Raw genomic sequence first — 22767 nt, forward strand, 5'->3', positions numbered from 1 at the left:
GTCGATCGAAGCGGCCGGGAGTCAAACCCGACAGCCACTACCGAAGACCGCCCCACGAGGTTCAGGCGGACGCTGTGTGACGTTCCGACGTCTTGAGCACTAGGCCCAAAACAGTTTCATGTTACTACCCGTACCAACAGCCATCGCCAGGCCTGCCGGAGCAGACCTGGCGACGGTCGTGAATCAGTGGTGCGTCAGCGACGCAGACCCAGACGCTCGATCAGCGAGCGGTACCGCGCGACGTCGACCTGAGCGACGTACTTGAGCAGCCGGCGGCGACGGCCGACCAGCAGCAGCAGGCCGCGCCGGCTGTGGTGGTCGTGCTTGTGCTGCTTGAGGTGCTCGGTCAGGTCCGAGATGCGCTTGGTCAGCAGGGCGACCTGAGCCTCCGGCGAGCCGGTGTCGGTCTCATGCAGGCCGTACTGACCCAGGATCTCTTTTTTCTGCTCGGCAGTGAGTGCCACGAAACAACTCCATCAATTCGGTCCGCGAAGAACAACGAGGGCGCGGCCGCCGCGAACTGCAGCACGCGCGTCGGGCAGTTTATCAGGAAGCTACGGCGCAGCGAGAATCGTGCGAGCCCGCTTGGTATCGCGGTCCATGGCCACGACCAGGTCGTCCACCGACTCGAACTTCTCCTGGCCGCGGATCCGCGAAACGAAATCGACCGCCACGTGCTGCCCGTAGAGGTCGGCCTCGGTGTCGAGCACGAAGGCCTCGACGGTGCGGGTGCGTCCGGAGAACGTCGGATTGGTGCCGACGGACACCGCGGCCTGATAGCGCTCCCCCGGCGTCACGGTGCCGACCGACGGGCCGTGCCCGAGGACGGTGAACCATGCGGCGTAGACACCGTCTGCGGGGATCGCCGAGTGCATCGGCGGGGCGACGTTCGCGGTCGGGAAACCCAGCCCGCGGCCACGACCGTCACCCCGGACGACGACGCCCTCGACGCGGTGCGGCCGGCCCAGGGCCTCGGTCGCGGCGGCCATGTCACCGGCGTCCACACAGGACCGGATGTAGGTGGACGAGAAGGTGACGGTCTCGGCCTGGTGGTGCTCGGCCACGAGCGAGATGCCCTCGACGGCGAAGCCGAAGCGTTCGCCGGCCTTGCGCAGCAGCGGCACGTTACCGCCGGCTTTCTTGCCGAAGGTGAAGTTCTCGCCGACCACGACCTCGAGGACGTGCAGGCGCTCGACGAGCAGCTCGTGCACGTAGCGCTCGGGCGTGAGCTTCATGAAGTCGGTGGTGAACGGCATCACCAGGAACACGTCGACGCCGAGCTCCTCGACGAGCTCGGCCCGGCGGGTCAGCGTCGTCAGCTGCGCGGGATGGCTGCCCGGGAGGACCACTTCCATCGGATGCGGATCGAACGTCATCAGCACCGTGGGTACGCCGCGGGACCGGCCGGCCTTCACCGCGTGGCTGATCAGTTCTGCATGTCCACGATGTACGCCATCGAACACCCCGATGGTGAGCACACATCGGCCCCAATCCGTGGGGATCTCGTCCTGCCCACGCCAGCGTTGCACGACCGCAAGCCTACGGCGCGCCGCCGCGGCAGGCACCGTGAGATCCCCGGATGAGGTGACGATTGCCTAAACTTTGTGGTGTGAGTCCTGCAGAAGACGGTGGCAACCCGCCGGATCTATCCCCGGTTGCCCAGGACTACCTCAAAGTGATCTGGACCGCGCAGGAGTGGTCGCGCGAGAAAGTCAGCACGAAAATGCTGGCAGAGCGTATCGGGGTGTCGGCCTCGACGGCGTCCGAGTCGATTCGCAAGCTCGCCGACCAGGGCCTGGTGCACCACGAGAAGTACGGCGCGGTGACGCTGACCGACACCGGCCGCAGCGCGGCGCTGGCCATGGTCCGCCGGCACCGCCTGATGGAGACGTTCCTGGTGCGCGAGCTCGGCTACGGCTGGGACGAGGTGCACGACGAAGCCGAGGTGCTCGAGCACGCGGTGTCGGACCGGATGCTGGACCGCATCGACGCCAAGCTCGGCTTCCCCACCCGCGACCCGCACGGCGATCCGATCCCCGCGGCCGACGGCCAGGTGCCCACTCCCCCTGCCCGGCAGCTGTCCGCCTGTTCGGATGGCGACGCCGGCACGGTGGCCCGGATTTCCGATCACGACCCCGAGATGCTGCGGTACTTCGACAGCGTCGGGATCACGCTCGACTCACATCTGCGCGTGGTGGCCCGGCGCGACTTCGCCGGGATGATCTCCGTGGCGGTCACTGGCCCCGAAGCGCTCGGCGCCGTGTCCTCGGAGACGACCGTCGACCTGGGCAGCCCTGCGGCCGAAGCGATCTGGGTCGTCGCCTGACCGGTCAGCGGGTGGTCACCAACCCGGCGAGCAGCAGGTCGAACATCCGACCGCACTGCTCGGACGACGAGCTCGCGAGCATGATGCCGAGCAACCCGGTGACGACATCATCCGCCGCTACGTCGGAGCGCAGGGTCCCGTCGCCGGCGCCGGCGGCCAGCAATGTGCCGACCGCTCCGACCACCCCGGCACGGGTATCGCTCGCCGTCACCGCACCAGAATCGAATATCGCTCGCAGAGATTCGGCCATGCCCCGCTTGGCGGCGACGAACATCGCGTAGCGGTCCATCCAGAGCCGTAGCGCCTCGACCGGCGGATGGCTCCGCAACAGTTCCTGAGCCGTGGCGGCCACCTCGGCAAGTTCAGCGCGGTAGACCGCCTCGACCAGCGCTTCACGGCTGGGGAAATGTCGGTAGAGAGTGCCGATTCCAACACCGGCGTCGCGCGCTATCGCCTCGAGCGACGCCGGACCGTCGGCGGCGCCGAACGCGAGCGCTGCTGCTTCCAGAATGCGTTCCCGGTTACGGCGGGCGTCGGCACGAATACCGTCGGCCATAGCGGAGGCTCCTCCGTTTTTGTTATCTTGAACTAAGCGGAGGTTCCTCCGAATTACTCGAGTATCGCAGAAACCACAGCTGAGGAGCGACGATGCCCGATACAACACGCCCCGGCGGATTCGGTTCGATCGGCGGCCGGCCGGTAGCCCGCATCGGCTACGGGGCCATGCAGCTGCAAGATGCCGGCTCCCCGGCCGACGCGGTTGCGCTGCTGCGCCGCGCTGTCGAACTCGGCATCAATCACATCGACACCGCGTCCTTCTACGGCGGCGGAGCGGTGAACACCCTGATCCGGCAGGCACTGCGGCCGTACCGCGATGAGCTGGTCATCGTCAGCAAGGTAGGAGCCGTCCACGTCCCGGACGGGCCTGCGCCGCTGGCGGCCGCGCAGAAACCGGCGGAGCTGCGTGCTGCGGTCGAGGCGGACCTGAATCAGCTTGGGCTGGAACAAATTCCGGTGGTGAACTTGCGTCGGCTGGACTTGGGACCAGGCCTGCAAGCCGAAGGCGATCAGATCGTCGATGTCGACGATCAGTTGGCCGAGATGATCGCATTGCGTGACGAAGGCAAAATCGGCGCTATCGGGCTCAGCGCCGCGCCGGTTGAGCTGGTGCGGCACGCGCTGCCGGCCGGCATCACCTGCGTCCAAAACGCCTACAGCTTGTTGGCCCGCGCACAGGAGGATACCTTGCGCCTGTGCGCCGAAGAGGGCATCGCCTGGGTGCCGTTCTTCCCGCTCGGCTCGGCGTTCCCCGGATTCCCCAGCGTCACCGACGATCCCGCGGTGCGCGCCGTCTCGGCCCGGATCAACGCCACCCCGGCGCAGGTCGGACTTGCCTGGCTGTTGTCACACGCGCCCAACACCCTGCTGATCGCCGGCACCCGGTCGGTCGCCCACCTTGAGGACAACGTCGCGGCCGGCTCGATCCGGCTGGATGCCGAAGCCCTCGCCGCCTTGGACGGCATCGGCTCCCGGCCCGGGGACAGCGCCGCCCACCAGCACGGCGCCGCATTGTTTCTGACCGAAAACGACTGACGCCGTTCAATTCACGAGCCTGCGGTGGTACGCCTCCCGCAGAGCAGAGTCGGTATGGGTGAACGAGGTGTCGAAGTGCGCGACGTGGGATATCCAGTGCCGAGCCCCGTCCGGAAGCGCACCCATAAGCTTGATCATCGCGCCAAGGGCTTGCGGTACAGCCACTTTCGCTTTGCCCCGCGCGACAGCTTCGACGATGGCCGCCGCGACATCGTCGGGCTCCACCTCACTGATGGGCTGAATCCACCGCGGGGCGCTGTGGCCCGCCGAGAGCTCGGTGTGTACGACGCCCGGGAGCACCGCGGTGACGGCGATGCCGTCATCGGCGAGTTCGAGGTGCAGGGTCTCGGTGAATCCGACGACGGCGTGCTTGGTGGCGCAGTAGGTGGCGAGACCGGGAAAAGCGCTGACGCCGGCCAGCGAGGCGACGTTCACGATGTGTCCGCCGCGCCCGCGCATCCGGATGGCGGCCTGCTTCGACCCGTTGAGCACGCCACCGAGATTGATGGCGACCATGCGGTCGGTCATCTCGTCGGTCTCGTCGGCGAACAGTCCGGTGGGCATGATGCCGGCATTGTTGATCAGGACGTCGACGGGTCCCAGCTGCGTTTCCACCTCATCGAGGAAGGCTGCAAACGACTCTCGGCGAGTGACGTCCAGGTGCAGTCCGCAGACTTGTTCGCCCGTGGCGGCGAACTCGGCGGCTGTCTTCTCGGCCAGCTCGACGTCGATGTCGCCGATGGCGACGCGTGCACCGGCCCGCAGGAAGGCCAGGCCCGTCGCTCGTCCGATGCCGCGGGCGCCGCCGGTGATCGCCACCACCCGGCCGCGAATGTCGTTGTATTTCTTGGTCATTGCTCCACCGCCTTCTGCAGTTGCGCCTTGAGCACCTTGCCGGTCTCGTTGCGTGGCAGCACGTCGACGAATACGACGTCGCGCGGCACTTTGTGCCGGGCCAACTCGGCCCGGACGTAACTCTTGATCTCGTCGGCCTCGAGGTCGGCACCCGGGCGGCGGACCACGAACGCGCACAACCGCTTTCCGAACTCCACATCATCGACCCCGACCACCGAGGTCTCGACCACCGCGGGGTGGCCGGCGAGTAGATTCTCGACCTCCAACGGGAAGACGTTCTCGCCGCCGGAGACGATCATGTCGTCGTCCCGGCCGTCGACGAACCACAGCCCGTTCTCGTCGAAGTGGCCGGTATCCCCCGACGACAGCAGTCCGTCGACCGACTCCTTGTTTCCGCCGTCGGTGTAACCGGCGAAGCTCAGGCCGCTGGAGACGAAAAGTGTTCCGCTGCGTCCGGGTTCGGTGATCCGGCGTCGCTGTTCGTCGTATGCCGCGAGCGTGCAGCCGACGGGCGGGCGGCCCACCGTGCCCGGCGCCCTGCGCAATTCACTCGGGGTGGCCACCGCAGCGACCGCAACCTCGGTCGAGCCGTACAGGTTGTAGAGCACGTCGCCGAACGCGTCCATGGTGCGTCGGCACAGATCGGGTGAGAGCGCCGAGCCGGCGGCGAACACCACGGTCAGCGAGGAGGTGTCGTACCGGGCCAGCACCTCGGGTCCGAGGTCGAGCATGCGCGTCAGCATCGTGGGGACGACGATCAGGGCACTGACCCGGTGTCGTTCGATCGCCGCGAGTGTGGCTTCGGGGTCGAATCGGCGCGCCAGCACAACCTGGTTCCCGAGCGCGAAGCCGAGCGAGCACGTGGCCAGCCCGGTGGCGTGAAACATCGGTGCGGCAACGTAATAGACACTGCGCGACGGCCACGGTATGCGGTCGAGCAGCTGCGCAGATTGCAGCGGGCTGACCTTGTTGCGCGGCGCCCCCTTCGGTGTGCCGGTGGTGCCACTGGTCAGCAGGACCATGCCGCCGACCGAAGCCGGCGCGGGCAACGGCGCCGTCGACCGGCCGGCTGCGAGCACGACCAGTCCACGTTGGCCGGACCAGCCGACGATGCGGTCGACCTCGAACGGCAGCACGTCGATCAGGTCGGTGAACTCGTCATCGGCGATGACCGCGGTGACGTTCTCGCGCTTGCAGACGTCCGCGAGTTGCGGCGCCGCGAAGCCGGTGTTGAGCAAAACGACTCGGGCACCGACCTTTCCGGCCGCGAAGAGCGCCAGGGGTAGCGCGCGGTGGTTTCGTACGAACAGACCGATCACCGCGCCGGCAACGATCCCCCGGTCCGCGAGTCCCCACGCGAGGGCATTGGACAGCGTTTCCAGCTCGGCGAAGCTCAACGTGCCGACCTCGTCCGTCAGTGCGGGGGCATCGCCGTAACGCGCCGCGACGTGCCCGACCAACCCGCCGAACGAGCCGTAGCGGCGGAGGCCGCGGGAGGCGGACACCGCGTCCAGTGGCCGGCAGACATCCACCAATCCCCGGCGCTGCAACACGATTGCCGCCGCAGCAGCGTCGCGTACCTGGCTGATCAGGTGTGTCATCTCGCCCCTCACTCCTGCGCCATGGGCTGATATGGCTGAGCCACGGCGGCGCGCAGGAACTCGCCGCCGGCCCGCATGCTGTCCAAACTGCCGTCGTGGCTCCGTGGAACCATCCAGTAGGCATGCGCCAGCCCTGTCCACACCCGTTGTTCGCAATGACCGCCGGACGCCGTCACTCGGGCCGCGAAAGATTCGGCGTCGGCGCGCATGACTTCCCTTGTGCCGTAATGTAATTGAATCGGCGGTAGCCCCACGAGATCGGCGTTGAGCAGGCACAGCCGCGGATCGGCGATGTCCGCGTCACCGACATACAACGCCAACGCGCGAGCTGCGGCCCGCGGGTCGAAGGGCTGCCGACGTACCCGGGGATCGACGATCGGCGCCCGGTAGGACGGATCGATCAACGGACCCCACAACGCGAGTGCGGCAGGCGCCGGTAGGCCTTCCCGCTTGGCCCGCAAGGCCACCGCCACCGCGAGGTGGCCGCCGGCCGAATCACCGGCGATCACCACTTTGCGCGCGTCGTAGCCCTGGCTCAGCAGCCATCGATAGGCAGCCATTGCGGCGTCCTCGGCGGCGGGAAAGGTGTGCTCAGGTGCCAAGGGGTACTCGACGACCAAGCCCGGCAGCCCGGAGTGCTGCGACAGGCACGACGCGAATCCACGGTGCGTGCGCGGTGAGCAGACCAGGTATCCGCTGCCGTGCAGCACCAGTAGGACGCCCGCATCGTCGCGGGCGGCCGGTGCACGGACCCACTCACCACGCAGCGGCGCGTCGACGGGGTCGACCGTCGTGCCCGCGACGACCGGTGCGAGGCGGACGATCGCCTTGTTGGCGACCGGACGCATCAGCGTGATCAGCCGCGGGTTGGCCACCAGTAGCCGGATGGCGGCGCCGGCGACTACTCGCGCCGCCGAATTCCCGGTCAGCCGATCGACCATCGCCATGACAGTGAGTGGGTCCGCCGTGCTCATCCGGCGAGCAGTCCCTTCGCGATGTGGGTCACCTGTACCTCGTTGCTGCCGGCATAGATCATCAGCGACTTGGCGTCCCGGGCCAGCTGTTCCACCCGGTACTCGGCCATGTAGCCGTTGCCGCCGAACAACTGCACCGCATCCATGGCCACATCGGTGGCCGCCTCCGAGGAGTACAGCTTCACCGCGGACGCTTCGGACAGCGACGGAATCTTTCCGGCCTGCACCTTCTCCAGCGTCTGGAACACCATGTTCTGCACGTTGATTCGCGCAATCTCCATCTTGGCCAGCTTGAGCTGGATCAGCTGGAACTGGCCGATGTTCTGGCCCCACAGCGTGCGGGTCTTGGCGTAGTCGAGGCAACGCCGATGACATTCGTTGATGATGCCCAGCGCCATCAACGCCACGCCGAGCCGCTCGGCGGCGAAATTGGCTCGGGCACTTTCCCGCCCGTCTCCGCCACCGTGGTCCTCGGTCTCGCCGAGCAACCGGTCCGGCGTGATGCGCACGTTGTCGAAGAACAACTCGCCGGTCGGCGAGGACATCATGCCCATCTTCTTGAAGGCCTTGCCCTGCGTCAGGCCCGGCATGCCCGAGTCCAGGACGAAGGTGAGGACCTTGCGGTTGCGGCGGTCGGCATCGGGATCGCCTTCATCCAACTTGGCGTAGACGATCAGCACGTCGGCATCAGGACCGTTGGTGATGAACGTCTTCTGGCCGTTGAGGATGTAGTCGGCCCCGTCGCGCTTGACGTAGGTCTTCATGCCGCCGAACGCATCTGAGCCGGCGTCCGGCTCGGTGATCGCCCAGCACGCGATCTTCTCCAGTGTCACCAACTCGGGCAGCCAGCGCTCCTTCTGCGCCAGCGTGCCGCGGCTGGCGATGGTGGCCGCGCCGAGACCGAGACTGACGCCGAGGGTGCTCAGCAGTCCGATGCTGACACCGGCCAGTTCGGACACCAGCACGGCCGCCATCGAAATCTGGCCACCCAGATCGCCCAGGCCGCCCGACGACCGGTCGCTCTTCTCGGGCTTGGGCTCCCCCGCGGCGATCGCCGCGGCTTTGGCCCGTTCCTTCTCCAGCATGGTCTTGATGGCTTCGGCAGCCACCGCGTCAAGACCGAACTCGCTGAACAGTTTTCGCGCGATCGGATACGGCGACACCTCACCGCGCTCCAGGCCGTCGCGGTGCGGCTCGATCTGCTTGTCGATGAACTCGCGGACGCTGTCGCGAATGAGCTCATCGGATTCGGACCACTCGATCATGACAGCCGCCCCGCGATGTCGTCGATCTCCCACAGACCGTCGGTCTCGATGGTGGTCAGGTCGTGCCAGCAACCGAGCTCAGAGATCGCACCGCCCTGCACCGCGAAGACCTTGCCGGTCAGCGGGCACTTCTCGGTCGCCAGGTACGCCACCAACGGCGAGATGTTCGCCGGGCTGAACAGGTCGACCTCGCCGTCGTCGGGCTCGGCCATCAGGGCACCCATGCCCGGCGTGGCCAGCGTCAGCCGGGTCCGCGCGATCGGGGCAATCGCATTGGCCCGCACGCCATAACGTTCCAGCTCTTCGGCCGCGACCAAGGTCATCGCGGCGATGCCGGCTTTGGCCGCACCGTAATTCACCTGCCCGGCGTTCGGGACGGTGAGACCCGATCCCGATGCCGTGTTGATCACCGCGGCATTCGGCTGGTTGCCGGCCTTGCTCTGCGCCTTCCAGTACGCGGCGGCGTGCCGGAGCACCGAGAAGTGACCTTTGAGATGCACCGTCACCACGGCGTCCCATTGGGATTCCTCCATGGTCGGGATGAAGCCGTCGCGCAGGATCCCGGCGTTGTTCACCACGACGTCCAGGCCGCCGAACTCGCTGACCGCCTGGTCGATCAGGCCGGCCGCGCCATCCCACGTGGCGATGTTGTCGGTGTTGGTGACGGCCTTACCGCCAGCGGCGCGGATCTCGTCGACAACCTCTTGCGCCGGGCCGGCGTCGGCACCCTCACCGGTGTTGCTGCCACCGAGGTCATTGACGACGACGCTGGCGCCTTCCCGGGCGAACAGCAGCGCGTGCTCGCGGCCGATGCCGCGCCCTGCGCCGGTGATGACGGCGATCCGTCCTTCCAGAGCTCCCATGTTGTGCAGTCCTTTCAAGTCGATTAGTCGGCGAAGACGGCGAGGCCGTCGGTGATGGCGAATTCCTCGCCGGCGGTTCCGTTTCGTACCGTCTCGAACGCGTACCTGGTGGTGCGGTTGCCGCGGCCCGACTGCCAGATTCGGGTCTCCAGATCGTCACCTGGGAAGACCATCTTGGAGAATCGGACGGCAAATCTCTTGAGCCCGTTGACATCTTCCCCACCGACCTCGGTCAGCAAGGCCCACGAGGTGAATGCCATGGTGCACAGGCCATGGGCGATGATGCCCGGCAGTCCCGCGTCCTTGGCCACCTCTTCGTCGAGGTGGATCGGCATCGGATCGCCCGATGCCGGTGAGTAGCGGAACGTCTGGTCCGCATCGACATGCTGAACGACTTTCGCCAGTGGGGGCTGGTCGCGCAGCGCGGCGTCGAACTTGTGATTCGGGCCCAATTCACCAATCTTCTTGCCGGCGTTGAACCCGCGGAAGAAGCACGTCACGTACTGTTCGTTGACGAGATCGCCGTCATCGGTCCGACATTCGAGGTAAACCGATGCTCGCGTGCCGTTCTCGAGCCCTTCGTAGCCGAGCATCATGCCGCGTGACACCAGTTTGTCACCCGGATAGATCGGCCGATGGAAGTGAAAGTCCTGTTCCCCGTGAACCACCCGAGGAATCAACTCCACGGGTGCCACATCGACGGTGGGCGTCAATAGGGATTCGAACACCGGCACGATCGCGAAGATCGGCGGCGCGACATCACCCGCAAGATGCGCGGATATCGGGTCGTTGGTGGCCTTGGCGTAGTCGATGAGATGTTCCCGGGTGACCTCGAAGTGGTCGTCGTCTGTCCATTTGTTCAACCCGGAGTCATCGAAAACCAGTTCCTCGTCGGCCATTTCAGACCGCCGCCGACGCAAGTGCGTCGAGCTGCTCGAGTGTCTTGTCGAGCTGCTTGGCGCCGTCCTTCTCGACCGCCTTGGCCAGCGCACCCTTGACCAGCGCGCCCTCGAAGTCGCCGGCCACCTTGAACTCCGAGCCGCTGCCCGATGGGGTCACGGTGAACTCGAAGAGCGCCTTGACGCCGGCCATACCAGTGCCGGACAGCACGAACGTGGTCGGCGCCTCCATCTTCTGGATCGTCCATTCGATCTTGTTGGCCATGCCGAGCATGACGATCTTCGCGGTCAGCGTGGTGCCCGGTGTGACCGTTGCCGGCACGTCACACAGCCACTTCTCGTGGACGGTGAACCACTTGTCCCAGTTGGGCAGATCGGAAACAATCGCCCACAACGCCTCCGGTGAGGCCGACAGCTGCTTGGTTGCTTCGATGTGTCCCATGATGGTGCTCCTCAGTTCTGATTGGATGTGTTGTGTTGTTAGATGTTTCGGTTCAGCGCTCGGCGCGCTGGTAGGCGGTGACGACGGCCGCCCCGCCCAAGCCGATGTTGTGCTGCAGGGCGGCCGTGACGTTCTCGACCTGCCGCTTGTCCGCGGTACCGCGCAGCTGCCAGGTGAGTTCGGCACATTGCGCCAGGCCGGTGGCACCCAGCGGATGCCCCTTGGAGATGAGCCCGCCCGACGGGTTGACCACCCACCTCCCGCCATAGGTGGTGTCGCCGTTGTCGATGAGCTTGGCCGCTTCACCTTCGCCGCACAGGCCCAGGGCTTCGTAGAGCAGCAGTTCGTTGGCGCTGAAGCAGTCGTGCAGTTCGATGACCTGGAAGTCCTCGGCCCCGAGTTCCGACTGCTCGTAAACCTGCTGGGCGGCAGCGACATTCATGTAGTAGCCGATGAGCGCCTTGCAGGTGCCGTCGAAGCTGTTCTCGAAGTCGGTGGTCATCGCCTGCCCGACGATCTCGACGGCCTGCCCAGCCAACCCGTGCTTCTCGACGAACGCTTCACTGGCCAGGATCGCCGCACCGGATCCGTCCGACGTCGGCGAGCACTGCAGCTTGGTCAGCGGGTCGTAGATCATCCGCGCGGCCAGGATGTCCTCAAGGCTGTATTCGTCCTGGAACTGCGCGTACGGGTTGTTGACCGAGTGCTTGTGGTTCTTGTAGCCGATCTTGGCGAAATGCTCTGCGGTCGAGCCGAATTGCTTCATGTGCTCACGGCCGGCGGCACCAAACATCCACGGCGCCGGCGGGAACAGCACCTCCGAGATTTCCGCCATCGCCATGATGTGCTTGGCCATGGGCTGTTCGCGGTCGTCGTAGGTGGAACCGAGCGAGCCGGGCTGCATCTTCTCGAAACCGAGCGCCAGCGTGCAGTCGGCGAGGCCGCTGCGCACCGCTCGTGCGGCGAGGTACAGCGCGGTGGATCCGGTCGAACAGTTGTTGTTGACGTTCACCACCGGGATGCCCGTCATCCCCAGCTCGTAGACCGCGCGCTGCCCCGAGGTCGACTCGCCGTAGACGTAGCCGACATAGGCCTCCTGAACTTCGCGATAGTCAATCCCTGCGTCCGCCAACGCTTTTGACCCGGACTCGCGGGCCATATCCGGGTAGTCCCACGCCGACCCGTCCAGATTGAGCCGAGAACCGGGCTTCTCGAACTTCGTCATCCCGACGCCGATCACATACACCTTGTTGGGCATGAAACCCTCTCTTTCTGTGCGGGTCGATAACATACCAACCTGTTTGTATCTTTACAAGAGGGTAGCCGAATACCCCGGCTCGATCAGCCGAGCGATCTCTGGCAAAAACGAAAAGAGCTGGCTAGGAAGTGATTTCGGCGTTGCCGGGTTGAACGGCCAGAGCCTCGACAAACATGCCGCGTAGCTGCTCACACACCCGGGCCCAGCGCTTGCGCGCCTTCTTCGTATCCCGATCCACGAAGGCCAAGAGCAGAATCCCCCGCAACGCATCCATTGCGGTGAACGCCAGGTCGCGCAAGTCCTTCTGTGCGGCCCGGCTCGGAATCAGTTGGGCCAGTGCGCTGATCAGCGCACCCGTGACGATGGGTTCGACACGCTCAATATGCTCGGCCAGCACCCGGTCAGTACGCGCCGCCACCCAGAGCTCCAGGGTCGCCACGAAGATCGGTCCCTGGTGGGATTCCCACAGGTAGTCCAGCGTCATCGTCACCGGATCCGGGCTGTTCGCCACCCGTCCGAGATCGCGGATGGCGGCCTGCACGCGCTGCTCGGCGAGGTGCTCGATCGCTGCGGCGACAAGATCTTCCTTGGACCGGAAATGGTGAACTTGGGCGCCACGCGTCACGCCGGCGATTTCCGCGACACGTTGCGTCGTGGTCCCGGAATAACCGTAGGTGACCAGGCAATCCACTGTGGCATCGAGCAGGCGGGTACGCATGGCGGCACTGCGCTCGGCCTGGGTACGGCGCTTGGCCTGCCCCTCCACACCTGCGGTCACGATTGCATCGTACGTGGCCAAAAGGTGAATTCCGGGCAGAAACCATTCCAATTGGTACGTAAATGCGCCATCTGTGGCCGCCGCTACAGCGTGGCCGGGCGCAGCACCACGACGCTGCTGGTGCGTTTGGGCCCGTCCTCCAACAGGGCGATCACGCGCCCATCGGCAGCGGTCGCGGCGTAGGTGCCCTCGATGCCGGCCGGCGCGAGGGCCCGGCCATGGCGCGTGTCCTCGGTCTCGGCGTCGGTCAGGTCCCTGCGCGGGAACCCCAGCAGACAAGCCGCATCCAGCGAGTAGCTCAATTCGGCGGCGTCGGTCAGCTGCTCCAACGTCCGCGCCTCGTCCAAGCCGTAGCGACCAACCTTGGTTCGCCGCAATGCCGTCAGGTGCCCGCCGACACCGAGCGTCGCGCCGACATCACGGGCCAGCGCCCGAATGTAGGTGCCCGACGAGCAGTCCACGGTCACGTCGACGTCGACGAATTCCTCGACGCGCCGCACCGCGTCAACAGTGAACCGAGAGATCCGCACCCGGCGCGCCGCCAGTTCCGGCGCCTTGCCTTCGCGGACCAGCTTGTACGCGCGCTCGCCGTCGACCTTGATGGCACTCACGGCCGATGGCACCTGGTCGATCTCGCCCCGCAATGCCGCGACCGCCGACTCGATCTTGTCGTCGGTCACGTGCGCGGCCGAAACCGTCTCCAGCACTTCGCCTTCGGCGTCTTCGGTCGACGTGGTCTGGCCGAGCCGGATGGTCGCGATGTACTGCTTGTCGGTGGCGGTCAGCAGACCGAGGATCTTGGTGGCCCGTTCGATGCCGACCACCAGCACGCCGGTGGCCATCGGGTCCAAAGTGCCGGCATGCCCCACTTTGCGGGTGCCGAACAGTCGCCGGCACCGGCCGACGACGTCATGGCTCGTCATCCCGGCGGGTTTGTCGACGATCACCAGGCCGGGTGGCGGGGCCGGCTTCGATGCAGCCTTCACAGTGAGATCGCCGTCAGGACAAGGCCGTTGGACACCGTGAAACGTCCCGGCAGTTCGGTCAACGGCGGCCCCGACTCAGCGGCCGGGTCGATGAGGATGCGCGACAGAAACGTGCCCGAAGTCCCCGACGAATCCAGCTCGAAGGTGATGTGCGCGTCCTCGAAACCCAGCCAACGGTGGGTCAACGGGAACCAGGCCTTGTACGTCGCCTCCTTGGCGCAGAACAGGATCCGGTCCCAGTGCAGGTCACCCTCCAGCGTCGTCACGGCGTCCTGCTCGGCAGGCAACGCGACGGCGCCAAGCACGCCCTTGGGCAGCACGCCGTGCGGTTCGGCGTCGATACCGACAGACCGCACCTCGGTGGCGCGGGCCACGACGGCGCCACGGAAGCCCTCGCAGTGCGTCAGGCTGCCGACGATCCCGTCGGGCCAGCACGGTTCACCCTTGTCCCCCTTGAGGATCGGGACCGGGCCGACGTCGAGCTTGCCCAATGCCTCACGGGCGCAGTGCCGCACGGTGATGAACTCGTTGCGCCGTTTGGCCACCGAGCGCGCGATCAGCGGTTCTTCCTCCGGCAGTGGAACCAGATCGGCCGGGTCGGAATAGGTCTCGGCGGTGGCTACCACGTCGGGCAGCACCTGGGTCAGCAAGGTCACAGTCGCCTCGAATTGATTCGGTCCTGCATCTTCTGCGCGTGCTCCCGCATTTCCTGGGTGATCTCGAAGTGACCACCGAAGTCGTTGAGGTAGCCGGGTGGGTACTGGGGGTCCGGCAGGATTTGGCGCATCCACCGATAAGGCTTGCGGCGCCGCCACTCTCGCGGATAGCCGACCGAGACCTCCTCGAACCGCACCCCGTCGTAGTAGGTGGTGCGCGGGATGTGCAGGTGGCCGTATACCGAGCAGATGGCGTTGTAGCGGGTGTGCCAGTCCTTGGTCGCCGTGGTGCCGCACCACAGCGAGAACTCCGGATAGAACATGGCGTCGCAGGGTTCGCGCACCAGGGGGAAGTGGTTGACCAGGACCGTGGACTCCATCCAGTCCAGGTCGTCGAGCTTCTTACGGGTGATGTTCACCCGGTCCCGGCACCACGCGTCCCGGGTGGCGTACGGCTCGCTCGACAGCAGGAACTCGTCGGTGCCGACGACGTTGCGCTCCTTGGCCACCGCGAGCCCCTCGGCCTTCGTGGCGGTGCCCGCGGGCAGGAAGCTGTAGTCGTACAGCAGGAACATCGGCACGATCGTCGCCGCGCCGCCGGGGCCGGTCCAGACCGGGAACGGATGCTCGGGGGTCACGATGCCCATCTGGTCGCACATGTCGACCAGGTAGTCGTAGCGGGCCTTCCCGAAGATCTGCATCGGGTCCTTGTTGGTGGTCCACAGTTCGTGGTTGCCCGGCACCCAGATCACCTTGGCGAAACGCTTGCGCAGCAGGTCCAGGGACCACCGGATGTCGTCGGTGCGCTCGGCGACGTCACCGGCGACGATCAGCCAGTCGTCCGGCGAGGCCGGGTGCAGCGACTCGGTGACCGGCTTGTTTCCGGTATGCCCGATGTGCAGGTCACTGATTGCCCAAAGGGTCGGCTGGGTCGACACAAAAATCCAGCCTACTTGGGTGGCAGCAACACCCGCTGAAGTGCCAACCGTCCCGCGCAGCGGGAGAAACTAGAACAGGTTCTCCCATCCTGTCCGGTGTGACGCAGGCGACTTGTAGACTCCCCGCAGTATTGCTCGGATCTAAGGGGTGTCATGGCAACGATGGCCGGGAAACTGCGGCTGGTGTCGGCGCTGTGTGCGCTCGTGACGGCAGGCGTGGTGGTCACACAGACCAACCCGGTGTCACCGACCGGCGGCGACAACGTAGAGCTACGCTCCACCTCCGCTCCACTCAGCAGCACCATCAAGTCGCCGATCATCTCCACGACGAACCCGAGCCCATTCGACCCGTGCGATCAGATTCCGCTCGACGCCATCAACGCCATGGGCCTGGCGTTCACCCCGCCCGACCATGAAGACGGCCTGCGTTGCCACTACGACGCCGGTAACTACCAGGTGGCCGTCGAGCCGATCGTCTGGCGCACCTACGAGCAGACGCTGCCGGCCGACGCCGTCGAGCTGAACATCGCCGGACACCGCGCCGCGCAGTACTGGATCATGAAGCCGACCGACTGGAATGACCGGTGGTGGGTGACCTGCATGATCACCTTCAAGACCAGCTACGGCCTGATCAACCAGTCGCTGTTCTACTCGCCGATCGAGTCGCCGGACCGCCCGGACTGCCTGCAGACAAACCTGCAGCGCGCCAACCAGCTGGTGCCGTTCTACAAGTTCTGATCGCGAGGCGACGGGCCCTGTGTCGCCACGTCTAGTTGGACTCGAGCGCTGACCGGACACCCGTGTGTCCGAAGTCATCGCCCTTCCACAGCAATGGCTCGCGGCAGTCGATCGCCAGTGCATATGCGAAGCAGTCACCGAAGTTCAGGCCCGCTGGGTGGCCACTGCCTTTCCCGAAGTCACGATAGGCCTGGCGGGCCAGCCGGGCCTGACGCTCGGTCACCGGTTCGATGACGAATCCGGCGCTATCCACCAGGTCATCGAACCGCGTACTGATGACTGGATCACGGCGTGCATCCAGGACGATTCCGCATTCGAGATAGCTTGCCGCCGACAACCGCGGCGCCACTGCGGCGGCGATCGCCCGGGCATAGACTCCCACGTCGTCCTCGTCAGCAATCAGCGCGACGATGGCCGATGTGTCCACGATCATTTGGGCAGTCCGTATTCGTCGTAAAGCAGCTCGCCATGGTCGGGAAGTCCCTCGGAGCCCAGCCGACTCCTGATACTGCGGGCAATATCCAGCAAGCGCTCTGCCAGGTCATCGGCCTGCAATCGTCGCAGCCGATCGTTCACCGCTGTCGCGACGGCCTGCGCCTGCGACTCGCCGGTGATCCTTGCGATCTCTTTCACGGCGTCATGGACGGCCGGGTCTTTGATATTCAGCGCCATGATTGGTACCTTCCTACCCCTTCGATGGTACCAATATTCCTTCGGGGCGGTCATGCCGATTTCACCTGGCGTCGCCGCGCACGCTCATAGGCCGCCGCGAACCGGGCCCATTGGTCTGCACTCGGAGGGACAGCAGCGTAGCTGCGGTCCATACCGCATGCTCTCTCGCGCAACCAATTCAGAACTTCGTCGAAATCTGCCTCCTCCACCGCGGGCAGTCGCAGCGCACCCCCGCAGGCGGCGAGTTGCTCTTCGTAGCGATCCTCCCAGCATTCGGTCCGCCAGCCGCTCCACAACTCAGGCAGCGCCCGGAACACACCCAAGACGTCGGCGGTGTTCCACACCCCGACCGCATTTCGGGGCACATCGATATGCACCCCGCCTTCGGGGATCTTGCCCAGCTTCAGTCGCTGGACGCCTTTACCCGGCAGCTTCTCGAGCAGAGCCGGCCCGTGCCATGCCTTGCTGTCGCCCCACCACAACGGCCACATCCGCAGCTCCCCCGACGCGTCGATCACGGAAACCAAGTGGCACAAAGCATTTCGCGATCTTGCCAGCTTCGGTATGGAGAGGACGTCCAGTGGCGGTAGGTCAAACCGCCTCCCGACGTATCCGCCAATTTCGGCGGTGCCGTCGTAGGCGTAGCAGATCTCATAGCCCGGCCACACCTCGGTGAGCGCCGCCAGGATGGTACGCCGGAACGGCATGTCCACCATGAGGCCGTCGCCGAAGAACACGACCCGCCGCCGGTCGAAATCGAAGACCGCACCACCGTCGCACCACAGCGGATCGGTCCACCAGTCATGGGAATTCTGCCGCCGCAGCGATTCCAGGAATTCCAGCGCCAGGTCCGGTCCGCCGATCAATAGGTCCACCATGCGGCAGCCCTCGCAGTGTGAGTAAACGTACTGCCACTCTTGGTCTTTCACGACAACAATGTTCGCTCGATTACCCATCGGATCCCCCCGCCTCGTGGGGTGCAGACATGTGCCGCACCGGCCTGAGTCCGGTCTACTCCGGGGGTCCGACAGATTGCGGTCCACAAGCGTCGGAGGCGCTCACGGCCGTCACGGTCCCCAGCAAGTGGGTACCCTTCGAAAACGTGAGCTCACGAACCACCCGCTTCGCTTCCCGACTACTGAGCCGCATCCTCGGCGTCCCACCCCCGACGACGGACTACACCGTCAGCCGCGTCACCACCCCGATGCGCGACGGCGTCGAACTCGTCGGTAGCCACTACGCGCCCACCGGCACTGCGAAGGGCACCCTGCTGGTGCGGTGCCCCTACGGCCGAGGGTTCCCCTTCGGCCCGGTGTTCGGCGCTGCATACGCCCGCCGCGGCTACCACGTGCTGCTGCAGAGTGTGCGCGGCACGTTCGGCTCCGGTGGCGACTTCGAACCGATGGTCAACGAGATCGCCGACGCCGTGGACACCGCGGCCTGGTTGCGCGATCAGCCGTGGTTCACCGGGTCGTTCGCGACAATCGGGTTGTCGTACCTGGGCTTCACCCAGTGGGCGCTGCTCACCGATCCCCCGCCCGAGCTCAAGGCCGCAATCATCATGGTCGGCCCGCACGACTTCGCCGAATCAACCTGGGGCACCGGCGCTTTCACGCTCGACAACTTCCTGGGCTGGAGCGACATGATGGCGCACCAGGAAGATCCACCGCTGGCCGTGCTGACCCGGCGCTTTCGGGCACCGCGCCTGGTCGCCCGCACGCACGACCAGGTGCCGGCCGGAGCCGCCGGACGCCGGCTACTGGGTTCCGGAGCGACCTGGTACGAATCCTGGCTGAGCCACCCCGACGGCGCCGACCCGTTCTGGGAGAACATGGCCCTCGCCGACACGCTCGACAAGGTCGACGTGCCGGTGCTGCTCATCGGCGGCTGGCAAGACCTGTTCCTGGAGCAGACCCTGACGCAGTTCCAGCGCCTGAAGTCGCGTGGCGTGCCGACCGCCGTCACCATCGGATCGTGGACCCACACCCAGGTGATGACCCGCGGCGGCGCCACGGTGCTGCGGGAATCGCTGGCCTGGCTCGACACCCACCTGGCCGAGCGCACCCCGGAGTCCGAACGGGCGGCCGTCCGGGTCGAGGTCAACGGGCAGGGCTGGCTGACCATGCCGGACTGGCCACCGGCCGCCACCGAACTCGAGCTCTACCTGCAGCCGGCGCACCGGCTCAGCGCGACCGCGCCCGCCGACACCGTGCCACCGTCGCGATTCACCTTCGATCCCGCGGCACCGACGCCCACGCTGGGCGGCCGGTTGCTGTCGTCGGCGGCGGGCTACCAGGAGGATTCCGCCCTCAGCCGGCGGCCCGACGTCGTCGACTTCACCGGTGAGCCGCTCGCCGAAGACCTGTACCTGGTCGGAAACCCGGTGATCGAGCTGACCCAGTCGTGCGACAACCCCAACCGGGACGTCTTCGTCCGGCTCAGCGCGGTCGACGCAAAGGGCAAGTCCCGCAACGTCAGCGATGGATTCCGCAGGCTGACAACACCTTCCGACGAGCCCGAGACCCTCCGACTCGAACTCGACGCAGTCGCGCACCGGATCCCCGCCGGCTCCAGGCTGCGGGTGATCGTCGCGGGCGGTTGCCACCCGCGGTACGACCGCAACCTCGGCACCGGCGAGCCCGTCGTCACGGGCGAGCGGATGGTGCCGGCCACCCACGCGGTGCACCACGGCTCCGGTGGGGTGTCCCGGCTGCTGCTGCCGGTGGTCGCGCTGTCAGCCGACTGAGTCGCGCACCCGCTCGGTGATGGCGGCCAGCGCCGCGTCGTCGTACACCGGCGGTCCCCACTCGGGCGTCACCGGCAGGTCCACCCAGCTGCGGCAGCCTGCGTAGTCGGGGGTACGCGGCAGCCGCACCGGTGCCACGAGTGGTTTGGCCTGCACCACCAGGACCGTCAGCCGGTGCCGGGGCCGGAAATCCAGCCGGTCGTTCTGCACGGATTCAGCGGTCCAAATATGCAGATCGGCGATGGCATCCAGCTGCTCCGGACGCTCAACTGGCACGGCCGCAACGACTTTCGCGCCGCCGCGCAGTACCACCTCGGTGTCGGTGCTGTCCCCCGCAGACTGCTCGAGAAGATCGGTGAACTCAGGACGGACCCGCGCCGCGTGGCTGTGCTCGACCGTCGGGAAGAACACGAACTCCGGTGCCGATACCTCGAAACGCTTCTCGCCGATACCGCCCTTGCGCAACAGCACCGTCTGGCGTCCGTCGAGCAGCGCCTGTACCGCCGCGCCCCACTCCTTGAGCGCGGGCGAATTCACTTGGCGGCCAACCTCGCCTGCACCTCGGGCCGCCGCAGCGGCGGCACCGTCTTGGGCGGCTGCCGACGGGCCGGCAGTTGGTTCAACAGTCTCTCGGTGACAGCCGTGACCTCCGCGACCGCGGCTTCGAAGGCGTCGACGTTTGCGGCGGTGGGACGGGTGATCCCGCTGACCTTGCGGATGTATTGACGCGCGGCGGCCTCGATCTCCTCGGCCGTGGCGGCCGGCTCCAGGCCACGCAGTTCGGTGATGTTGCGGCACATGGCCTCCACGATAGGCGCGTTCAGGCCGCAAGTTACGGTGTCGGTGGGTGACCGCAACGCAAGGAGCCAACGTGACCGACGTCCTACTGATCGACACCACCGACCGGGTTCGCACCCTGACGCTGAACCGGCCGAAGTCCCGGAACGCGCTGTCCTACGAGCTGCGCGATGCCTTCTACGGCGCGCTGCGCCAGGCCGAGGCCGACCCGGACGTCGACGTGGTGATCCTGACGGGCGCCGACCCTGTGTTCTGCGCCGGTCTGGACCTCAAGGAACTCGGCGAGGGCGCGGACCTGCCGGACATCTCGCCGAAGTGGCCCAACATGACCAAGCCCGTCATCGGCGCCATCAACGGCGCGGCCGTCACCGGCGGCCTGGAGCTGGCGCTGTACTGCGACATCCTGATCGCCTCGGAGAACGCCAAGTTCGCCGACACCCATGCCCGTGTCGGACTGCTGCCGACCTGGGGTCTGAGTGTGCGGCTGCCGCAGAAGGCCGGCGTCGGCCTCGCCCGCCGGATGAGCCTGACCGGCGACTACCTGTCGGCGGCCGAGGCGCTGCGCGCCGGGCTGGTCACCGAGGTGGTGCCGCACGACGAGCTGCTCCCGACCGCGCGCCGCGTCGCCGCCTCGATCGTCGGCAACAACCAGAACGCCGTGCGCGCGCTGCTGGACTCGTACCACAAGATCGACGGCTCGCAGACCGATGCCGGGCTGTGGATCGAAGCCGCGTCGGCCCGCAAGTGGATGGACGCCTCCAGCGGCAACGACATCGCCGCCAACCGCGACGCCGTCATGCAGCGCGGCCGCACCCAGGTCTAGTAGCTGTTCCCTCTCCCCGCGAGCGGCCGTGTTTGTACGCCGACACGCCGCTCCAGCTGTACGAGAACGTCCCGCTCACCGGCGATGAGCGGCACGTTTTTGTACGGGAACCACGGCGTGTCGTGTGCAGACATGGCCGCTCGCGAGAGGTGGGTGACGACGCCTTTCGGGCGCCCTGCTCACGCCCAGCGGCCGGACAGCGCGCGCCAGCCGACGAAGACGAGCCGCAGCACCAGGAACGTGGTCAGCCCGGACCAGATGCCGGCGAGGCCCCACCCGAAGGCGAGCGACAACCAGATCAGCGGCAGGAAGCCGACCAGCCCGCTGATCAGGGTGGCGTTGCGCATGAACTTCGCGTCACCGGCGCCGAGCAGCACCCCGTCGAGCGCGAAAACGATTCCCGCGATGGGCAATTGGGCCACCATGAACCACCACGGGATACCGATCTGATCCCGCACCGCATGGTCCGCGGTGAACACTGCCGGCAGCACACCGGAGCCCACTGCGAAAACCGCCGCCAGCACCGTCGCCGCGGCCGCCGAATAGACCGTCACGCGCCGCGCCACCGCCTTGGCATGCGCCGACTCCCCCGCGCCGAGGGCCGCGCCGACGAGTGACTGCGCCGCGATGGCCAGCGAATCCAGCACGAGCGCAAGGAAATTCCACAGCTGCAGCACCACCTGGTGGGCGGCGACGGCGGCCGCACCGAACCGGGCCGCGACCGCGCCGGCAGACAGGAAACACACTTGGAACGCCAGGGACCGTAGCACCAGGTCGCGGCCCATGGTCAGCTGCGCGCGCAGCACGTCGGGCCGCAGTCGCAGCGAAACCCGTTCGGACAGCAGCGCATACCCGAACAGCGCCGCGGCGATCCACTGCCCCACCAGATTGGCTACCGCCGATCCGGTCAGGCCGAGCCGCGGCAGCCCGAGCCACCCGAAGACCAGCACCGGACACAGCACCGCTGAAATACCCACGCCGACAAGCACATACCGCAGCGGCCGGACGGTGTCCTGCACACCGCGCAGCCAGCCGTTGCCGGCCATGGAGATCAGGATCGCGGGTACGGCCAAGATCGCGACACGCAGCCACGGCAGTGCGGTCTCGGCGATGCCGCCCCGTGACCCGGCGATGGCCGTGAGCAGAAAGGGCGCCAACGCCTGCACCACCACCACGATGAGCACGCCGACAGCCAGCGCCAGCCAGGTGGCCTGCACGCCCTCCCCGACCGCACCGGCCCGGTCACCGGCGCCGAAGCTCCGGGCCGACCGCGACGTCGTGCCGTACGACAGGAACGTCAGCTGCGAGCCGACAAGGCTGAGGATCAGGCCGCCGACCGCCAGGCCCGCCAACGGCAGCGCGCCGAGTCGGCCGACGACCGCAGTGTCGAGCAGGAGGTAGATGGGCTCGGCGGCCAGCACCCCTAGGGCAGGGAAGGCGAGGCCTGCGATGAGCCGGCCGGTGACCTCGGTGGTCATGACGCGCACGCTCGCCGGCCGCGAGCGGCACGAAGGTGCACGCCGAAGACGGCGTGTCGGCGTACAAACACGGCCGCT

General features: G+C 66.8%; 26 protein-coding genes. 5 read left to right on the top strand and 21 right to left on the bottom strand.

What is annotated here, in order from left to right; genetic code table 11:
* Window positions 1-194 precede the first annotated feature (194 nt).
* Window positions 195-464 carry a 30S ribosomal protein S15 gene (rpsO, locus tag BR47_RS0101125; protein ID WP_020101924.1) on the bottom strand — a complete coding sequence of 90 codons (270 nt, stop codon included), beginning with the start codon at window positions 462-464 and terminating at the stop codon, window positions 195-197.
* Window positions 465-554: 90 nt separating this feature from the next.
* On the bottom strand, window positions 555-1529 hold the full coding sequence (locus tag BR47_RS0101130) for a bifunctional riboflavin kinase/FAD synthetase (RefSeq protein WP_036420683.1): 975 nt from the start codon (window positions 1527-1529) through the stop codon (window positions 555-557).
* An 80-nt stretch (window positions 1530-1609) separates the two neighbouring features.
* On the opposite strand from BR47_RS0101130, the gene mntR reads away from it, so the two are divergent.
* Window positions 1610-2326 carry a manganese-binding transcriptional regulator MntR gene (gene mntR / locus BR47_RS0101135; RefSeq protein WP_029105337.1) on the top strand — a complete coding sequence of 239 codons (717 nt, stop codon included), beginning with the start codon at window positions 1610-1612 and terminating at the stop codon, window positions 2324-2326.
* Window positions 2327-2330: 4 nt separating this feature from the next.
* Here the strand turns inward: mntR and BR47_RS0101140 are convergent, their stop codons facing one another.
* A complete protein-coding gene (locus tag BR47_RS0101140) occupies window positions 2331-2882 on the bottom strand; it encodes a TetR/AcrR family transcriptional regulator (protein ID WP_029118330.1) in 552 nt (183 codons plus the stop codon).
* A 92-nt stretch (window positions 2883-2974) separates the two neighbouring features.
* Here BR47_RS0101140 and BR47_RS0101145 point away from each other — a divergent pair, with 92 nt between their 5' ends.
* The gene (locus BR47_RS0101145) at window positions 2975-3919 is read left to right on the top strand and encodes an aldo/keto reductase (protein WP_029118331.1); all 945 of its coding nucleotides are present in this window, start codon (window positions 2975-2977) and stop codon (window positions 3917-3919) included.
* A gap of 6 nt (window positions 3920-3925) precedes the next feature.
* On the opposite strand, the gene BR47_RS0101150 is transcribed toward BR47_RS0101145, so the two are convergent.
* The 12 genes from BR47_RS0101150 to pptH all read right to left on the bottom strand — a co-directional run bounded on the left by BR47_RS0101150 (window position 3926) and on the right by pptH (window position 15434).
* A complete protein-coding gene (locus tag BR47_RS0101150; protein ID WP_020101929.1) occupies window positions 3926-4774 on the bottom strand; it encodes an SDR family oxidoreductase in 849 nt (282 codons plus the stop codon).
* Window positions 4771-6375 carry an acyl-CoA synthetase gene (locus tag BR47_RS0101155; protein ID WP_029118332.1) on the bottom strand — a complete coding sequence of 535 codons (1605 nt, stop codon included), beginning with the start codon at window positions 6373-6375 and terminating at the stop codon, window positions 4771-4773. The genes BR47_RS0101150 and BR47_RS0101155 overlap by 4 nt, the downstream gene beginning before the upstream one ends.
* Window positions 6376-6383: 8 nt before the next feature.
* Complete coding sequence (locus BR47_RS0101160; protein WP_029118333.1) at window positions 6384-7349, bottom strand: alpha/beta hydrolase fold domain-containing protein; 966 nt, start codon at window positions 7347-7349, stop codon at window positions 6384-6386.
* Window positions 7346-8614, bottom strand: a complete 1269-nt coding sequence (locus tag BR47_RS0101165) for an acyl-CoA dehydrogenase family protein (protein WP_020101932.1) — start codon at window positions 8612-8614, stop codon at window positions 7346-7348. Before BR47_RS0101165 ends, BR47_RS0101160 begins: the two co-directional genes overlap by 4 nt.
* Entirely contained in the window at window positions 8611-9477 is an 867-nt protein-coding gene (locus tag BR47_RS0101170) for an SDR family oxidoreductase (protein WP_029118334.1), read from the bottom strand. The genes BR47_RS0101165 and BR47_RS0101170 overlap by 4 nt, the downstream gene beginning before the upstream one ends.
* Window positions 9478-9500: 23 nt before the next feature.
* Window positions 9501-10376 carry a MaoC/PaaZ C-terminal domain-containing protein gene (locus BR47_RS0101175; RefSeq protein ID WP_029118335.1) on the bottom strand — a complete coding sequence of 292 codons (876 nt, stop codon included), beginning with the start codon at window positions 10374-10376 and terminating at the stop codon, window positions 9501-9503.
* 1 nt (window position 10377) lies between these two features.
* Window positions 10378-10818: a type II toxin-antitoxin system Rv0910 family toxin gene (locus BR47_RS0101180; protein ID WP_020101935.1), complete on the bottom strand. Its 441-nt coding sequence runs from the start codon at window positions 10816-10818 to the stop codon at window positions 10378-10380.
* 52 nt (window positions 10819-10870) lie between these two features.
* Window positions 10871-12076 carry a lipid-transfer protein gene (locus BR47_RS0101185; RefSeq protein WP_029118336.1) on the bottom strand — a complete coding sequence of 402 codons (1206 nt, stop codon included), beginning with the start codon at window positions 12074-12076 and terminating at the stop codon, window positions 10871-10873.
* 121 nt (window positions 12077-12197) lie between these two features.
* On the bottom strand, window positions 12198-12854 hold the full coding sequence (locus tag BR47_RS0101190; RefSeq protein WP_051634579.1) for a TetR/AcrR family transcriptional regulator: 657 nt from the start codon (window positions 12852-12854) through the stop codon (window positions 12198-12200).
* A gap of 83 nt (window positions 12855-12937) precedes the next feature.
* Window positions 12938-13840: a tRNA pseudouridine(55) synthase TruB gene (gene truB / locus BR47_RS0101195; RefSeq protein WP_029118338.1), complete on the bottom strand. Its 903-nt coding sequence runs from the start codon at window positions 13838-13840 to the stop codon at window positions 12938-12940.
* On the bottom strand, window positions 13837-14496 hold the full coding sequence (pptT, locus tag BR47_RS0101200; protein WP_020101939.1) for a 4'-phosphopantetheinyl transferase PptT: 660 nt from the start codon (window positions 14494-14496) through the stop codon (window positions 13837-13839). Before pptT ends, truB begins: the two co-directional genes overlap by 4 nt.
* Window positions 14493-15434: an ACP phosphodiesterase PptH gene (pptH, locus tag BR47_RS0101205; RefSeq protein ID WP_020101940.1), complete on the bottom strand. Its 942-nt coding sequence runs from the start codon at window positions 15432-15434 to the stop codon at window positions 14493-14495. Before pptH ends, pptT begins: the two co-directional genes overlap by 4 nt.
* A gap of 162 nt (window positions 15435-15596) precedes the next feature.
* On the opposite strand from pptH, the gene BR47_RS0101210 reads away from it, so the two are divergent.
* Complete coding sequence (locus BR47_RS0101210; protein ID WP_029118339.1) at window positions 15597-16172, top strand: DUF3558 domain-containing protein; 576 nt, start codon at window positions 15597-15599, stop codon at window positions 16170-16172.
* A 31-nt stretch (window positions 16173-16203) separates the two neighbouring features.
* On the opposite strand, the gene BR47_RS0101215 is transcribed toward BR47_RS0101210, so the two are convergent.
* Genes BR47_RS0101215 through BR47_RS33640 form a run of 3 tightly spaced genes read right to left on the bottom strand, consistent with a single transcriptional unit; the run spans window position 16204 to window position 17800 of the window.
* Complete coding sequence (locus BR47_RS0101215) at window positions 16204-16605, bottom strand: type II toxin-antitoxin system VapC family toxin (protein ID WP_029118340.1); 402 nt, start codon at window positions 16603-16605, stop codon at window positions 16204-16206.
* Complete coding sequence (locus BR47_RS0101220; RefSeq protein ID WP_029118341.1) at window positions 16602-16844, bottom strand: type II toxin-antitoxin system VapB family antitoxin; 243 nt, start codon at window positions 16842-16844, stop codon at window positions 16602-16604. The genes BR47_RS0101215 and BR47_RS0101220 overlap by 4 nt, the downstream gene beginning before the upstream one ends.
* Before the next feature lie 50 nt (window positions 16845-16894).
* Complete coding sequence (locus BR47_RS33640) at window positions 16895-17800, bottom strand: hypothetical protein (protein WP_231506629.1); 906 nt, start codon at window positions 17798-17800, stop codon at window positions 16895-16897.
* 29 nt (window positions 17801-17829) lie between these two features.
* Between BR47_RS33640 and BR47_RS0101230 the strand changes: the two genes are divergently transcribed.
* Complete coding sequence (locus tag BR47_RS0101230) at window positions 17830-19590, top strand: CocE/NonD family hydrolase (protein ID WP_090562291.1); 1761 nt, start codon at window positions 17830-17832, stop codon at window positions 19588-19590.
* Here BR47_RS0101230 and BR47_RS0101235 read toward each other — a convergent pair.
* Window positions 19579-20127, bottom strand: a complete 549-nt coding sequence (locus BR47_RS0101235; protein ID WP_029118344.1) for a DUF1802 family protein — start codon at window positions 20125-20127, stop codon at window positions 19579-19581. The two genes, BR47_RS0101230 and BR47_RS0101235, sit on opposite strands and share 12 nt — an antisense overlap.
* Window positions 20124-20390 carry a DUF2277 domain-containing protein gene (locus BR47_RS0101240; protein ID WP_029105342.1) on the bottom strand — a complete coding sequence of 89 codons (267 nt, stop codon included), beginning with the start codon at window positions 20388-20390 and terminating at the stop codon, window positions 20124-20126. Before BR47_RS0101240 ends, BR47_RS0101235 begins: the two co-directional genes overlap by 4 nt.
* A gap of 71 nt (window positions 20391-20461) precedes the next feature.
* Here BR47_RS0101240 and BR47_RS0101245 point away from each other — a divergent pair, with 71 nt between their 5' ends.
* The gene (locus tag BR47_RS0101245) at window positions 20462-21211 is read left to right on the top strand and encodes an enoyl-CoA hydratase (RefSeq protein WP_020101948.1); all 750 of its coding nucleotides are present in this window, start codon (window positions 20462-20464) and stop codon (window positions 21209-21211) included.
* A gap of 179 nt (window positions 21212-21390) precedes the next feature.
* On the opposite strand, the gene BR47_RS0101250 is transcribed toward BR47_RS0101245, so the two are convergent.
* Window positions 21391-22689 carry an MATE family efflux transporter gene (locus BR47_RS0101250; protein ID WP_029118345.1) on the bottom strand — a complete coding sequence of 433 codons (1299 nt, stop codon included), beginning with the start codon at window positions 22687-22689 and terminating at the stop codon, window positions 21391-21393.
* Between the last annotated feature and the right edge of the window lie 78 nt (window positions 22690-22767).

The sequence above is a fragment of the Mycobacterium sp. UNC410CL29Cvi84 genome, from assembly GCF_000686745.1.
Taxonomy (GTDB): Bacteria; Actinomycetota; Actinomycetes; order Mycobacteriales; family Mycobacteriaceae; genus Mycobacterium; species Mycobacterium mucogenicum_B.

Bases quoted from the DNA above. Each gene is read 5' to 3' on its own strand.
- BR47_RS0101140 (WP_029118330.1), bottom strand. From the start codon at position 2,882: ATGGCCGACGGTATTCGTGCCGACGCCCGCCGTAACCGGGAACGCATT.
- BR47_RS0101145 (WP_029118331.1), top strand. From the start codon at position 2,975: ATGCCCGATACAACACGCCCCGGCGGATTCGGTTCGATCGGCGGCCGG.
- BR47_RS0101150 (WP_020101929.1), bottom strand. From the start codon at position 4,774: ATGACCAAGAAATACAACGACATTCGCGGCCGGGTGGTGGCGATCACC.
- BR47_RS0101155 (WP_029118332.1), bottom strand. From the start codon at position 6,375: ATGACACACCTGATCAGCCAGGTACGCGACGCTGCTGCGGCGGCAATC.
- BR47_RS0101160 (WP_029118333.1), bottom strand. From the start codon at position 7,349: ATGAGCACGGCGGACCCACTCACTGTCATGGCGATGGTCGATCGGCTG.
- BR47_RS0101165 (WP_020101932.1), bottom strand. From the start codon at position 8,614: ATGATCGAGTGGTCCGAATCCGATGAGCTCATTCGCGACAGCGTCCGC.
- BR47_RS0101170 (WP_029118334.1), bottom strand. From the start codon at position 9,477: ATGGGAGCTCTGGAAGGACGGATCGCCGTCATCACCGGCGCAGGGCGC.
- BR47_RS0101175 (WP_029118335.1), bottom strand. From the start codon at position 10,376: ATGGCCGACGAGGAACTGGTTTTCGATGACTCCGGGTTGAACAAATGG.
- BR47_RS0101180 (WP_020101935.1), bottom strand. From the start codon at position 10,818: ATGGGACACATCGAAGCAACCAAGCAGCTGTCGGCCTCACCGGAGGCG.
- BR47_RS0101185 (WP_029118336.1), bottom strand. From the start codon at position 12,076: ATGCCCAACAAGGTGTATGTGATCGGCGTCGGGATGACGAAGTTCGAG.
- BR47_RS0101210 (WP_029118339.1), top strand. From the start codon at position 15,597: ATGGCCGGGAAACTGCGGCTGGTGTCGGCGCTGTGTGCGCTCGTGACG.
- BR47_RS0101215 (WP_029118340.1), bottom strand. From the start codon at position 16,605: ATGATCGTGGACACATCGGCCATCGTCGCGCTGATTGCTGACGAGGAC.
- BR47_RS0101220 (WP_029118341.1), bottom strand. From the start codon at position 16,844: ATGGCGCTGAATATCAAAGACCCGGCCGTCCATGACGCCGTGAAAGAG.
- BR47_RS33640 (WP_231506629.1), bottom strand. From the start codon at position 17,800: ATGGGTAATCGAGCGAACATTGTTGTCGTGAAAGACCAAGAGTGGCAG.
- BR47_RS0101230 (WP_090562291.1), top strand. From the start codon at position 17,830: ATGTGCCGCACCGGCCTGAGTCCGGTCTACTCCGGGGGTCCGACAGAT.
- BR47_RS0101240 (WP_029105342.1), bottom strand. From the start codon at position 20,390: ATGTGCCGCAACATCACCGAACTGCGTGGCCTGGAGCCGGCCGCCACG.
- BR47_RS0101250 (WP_029118345.1), bottom strand. From the start codon at position 22,689: ATGACCACCGAGGTCACCGGCCGGCTCATCGCAGGCCTCGCCTTCCCT.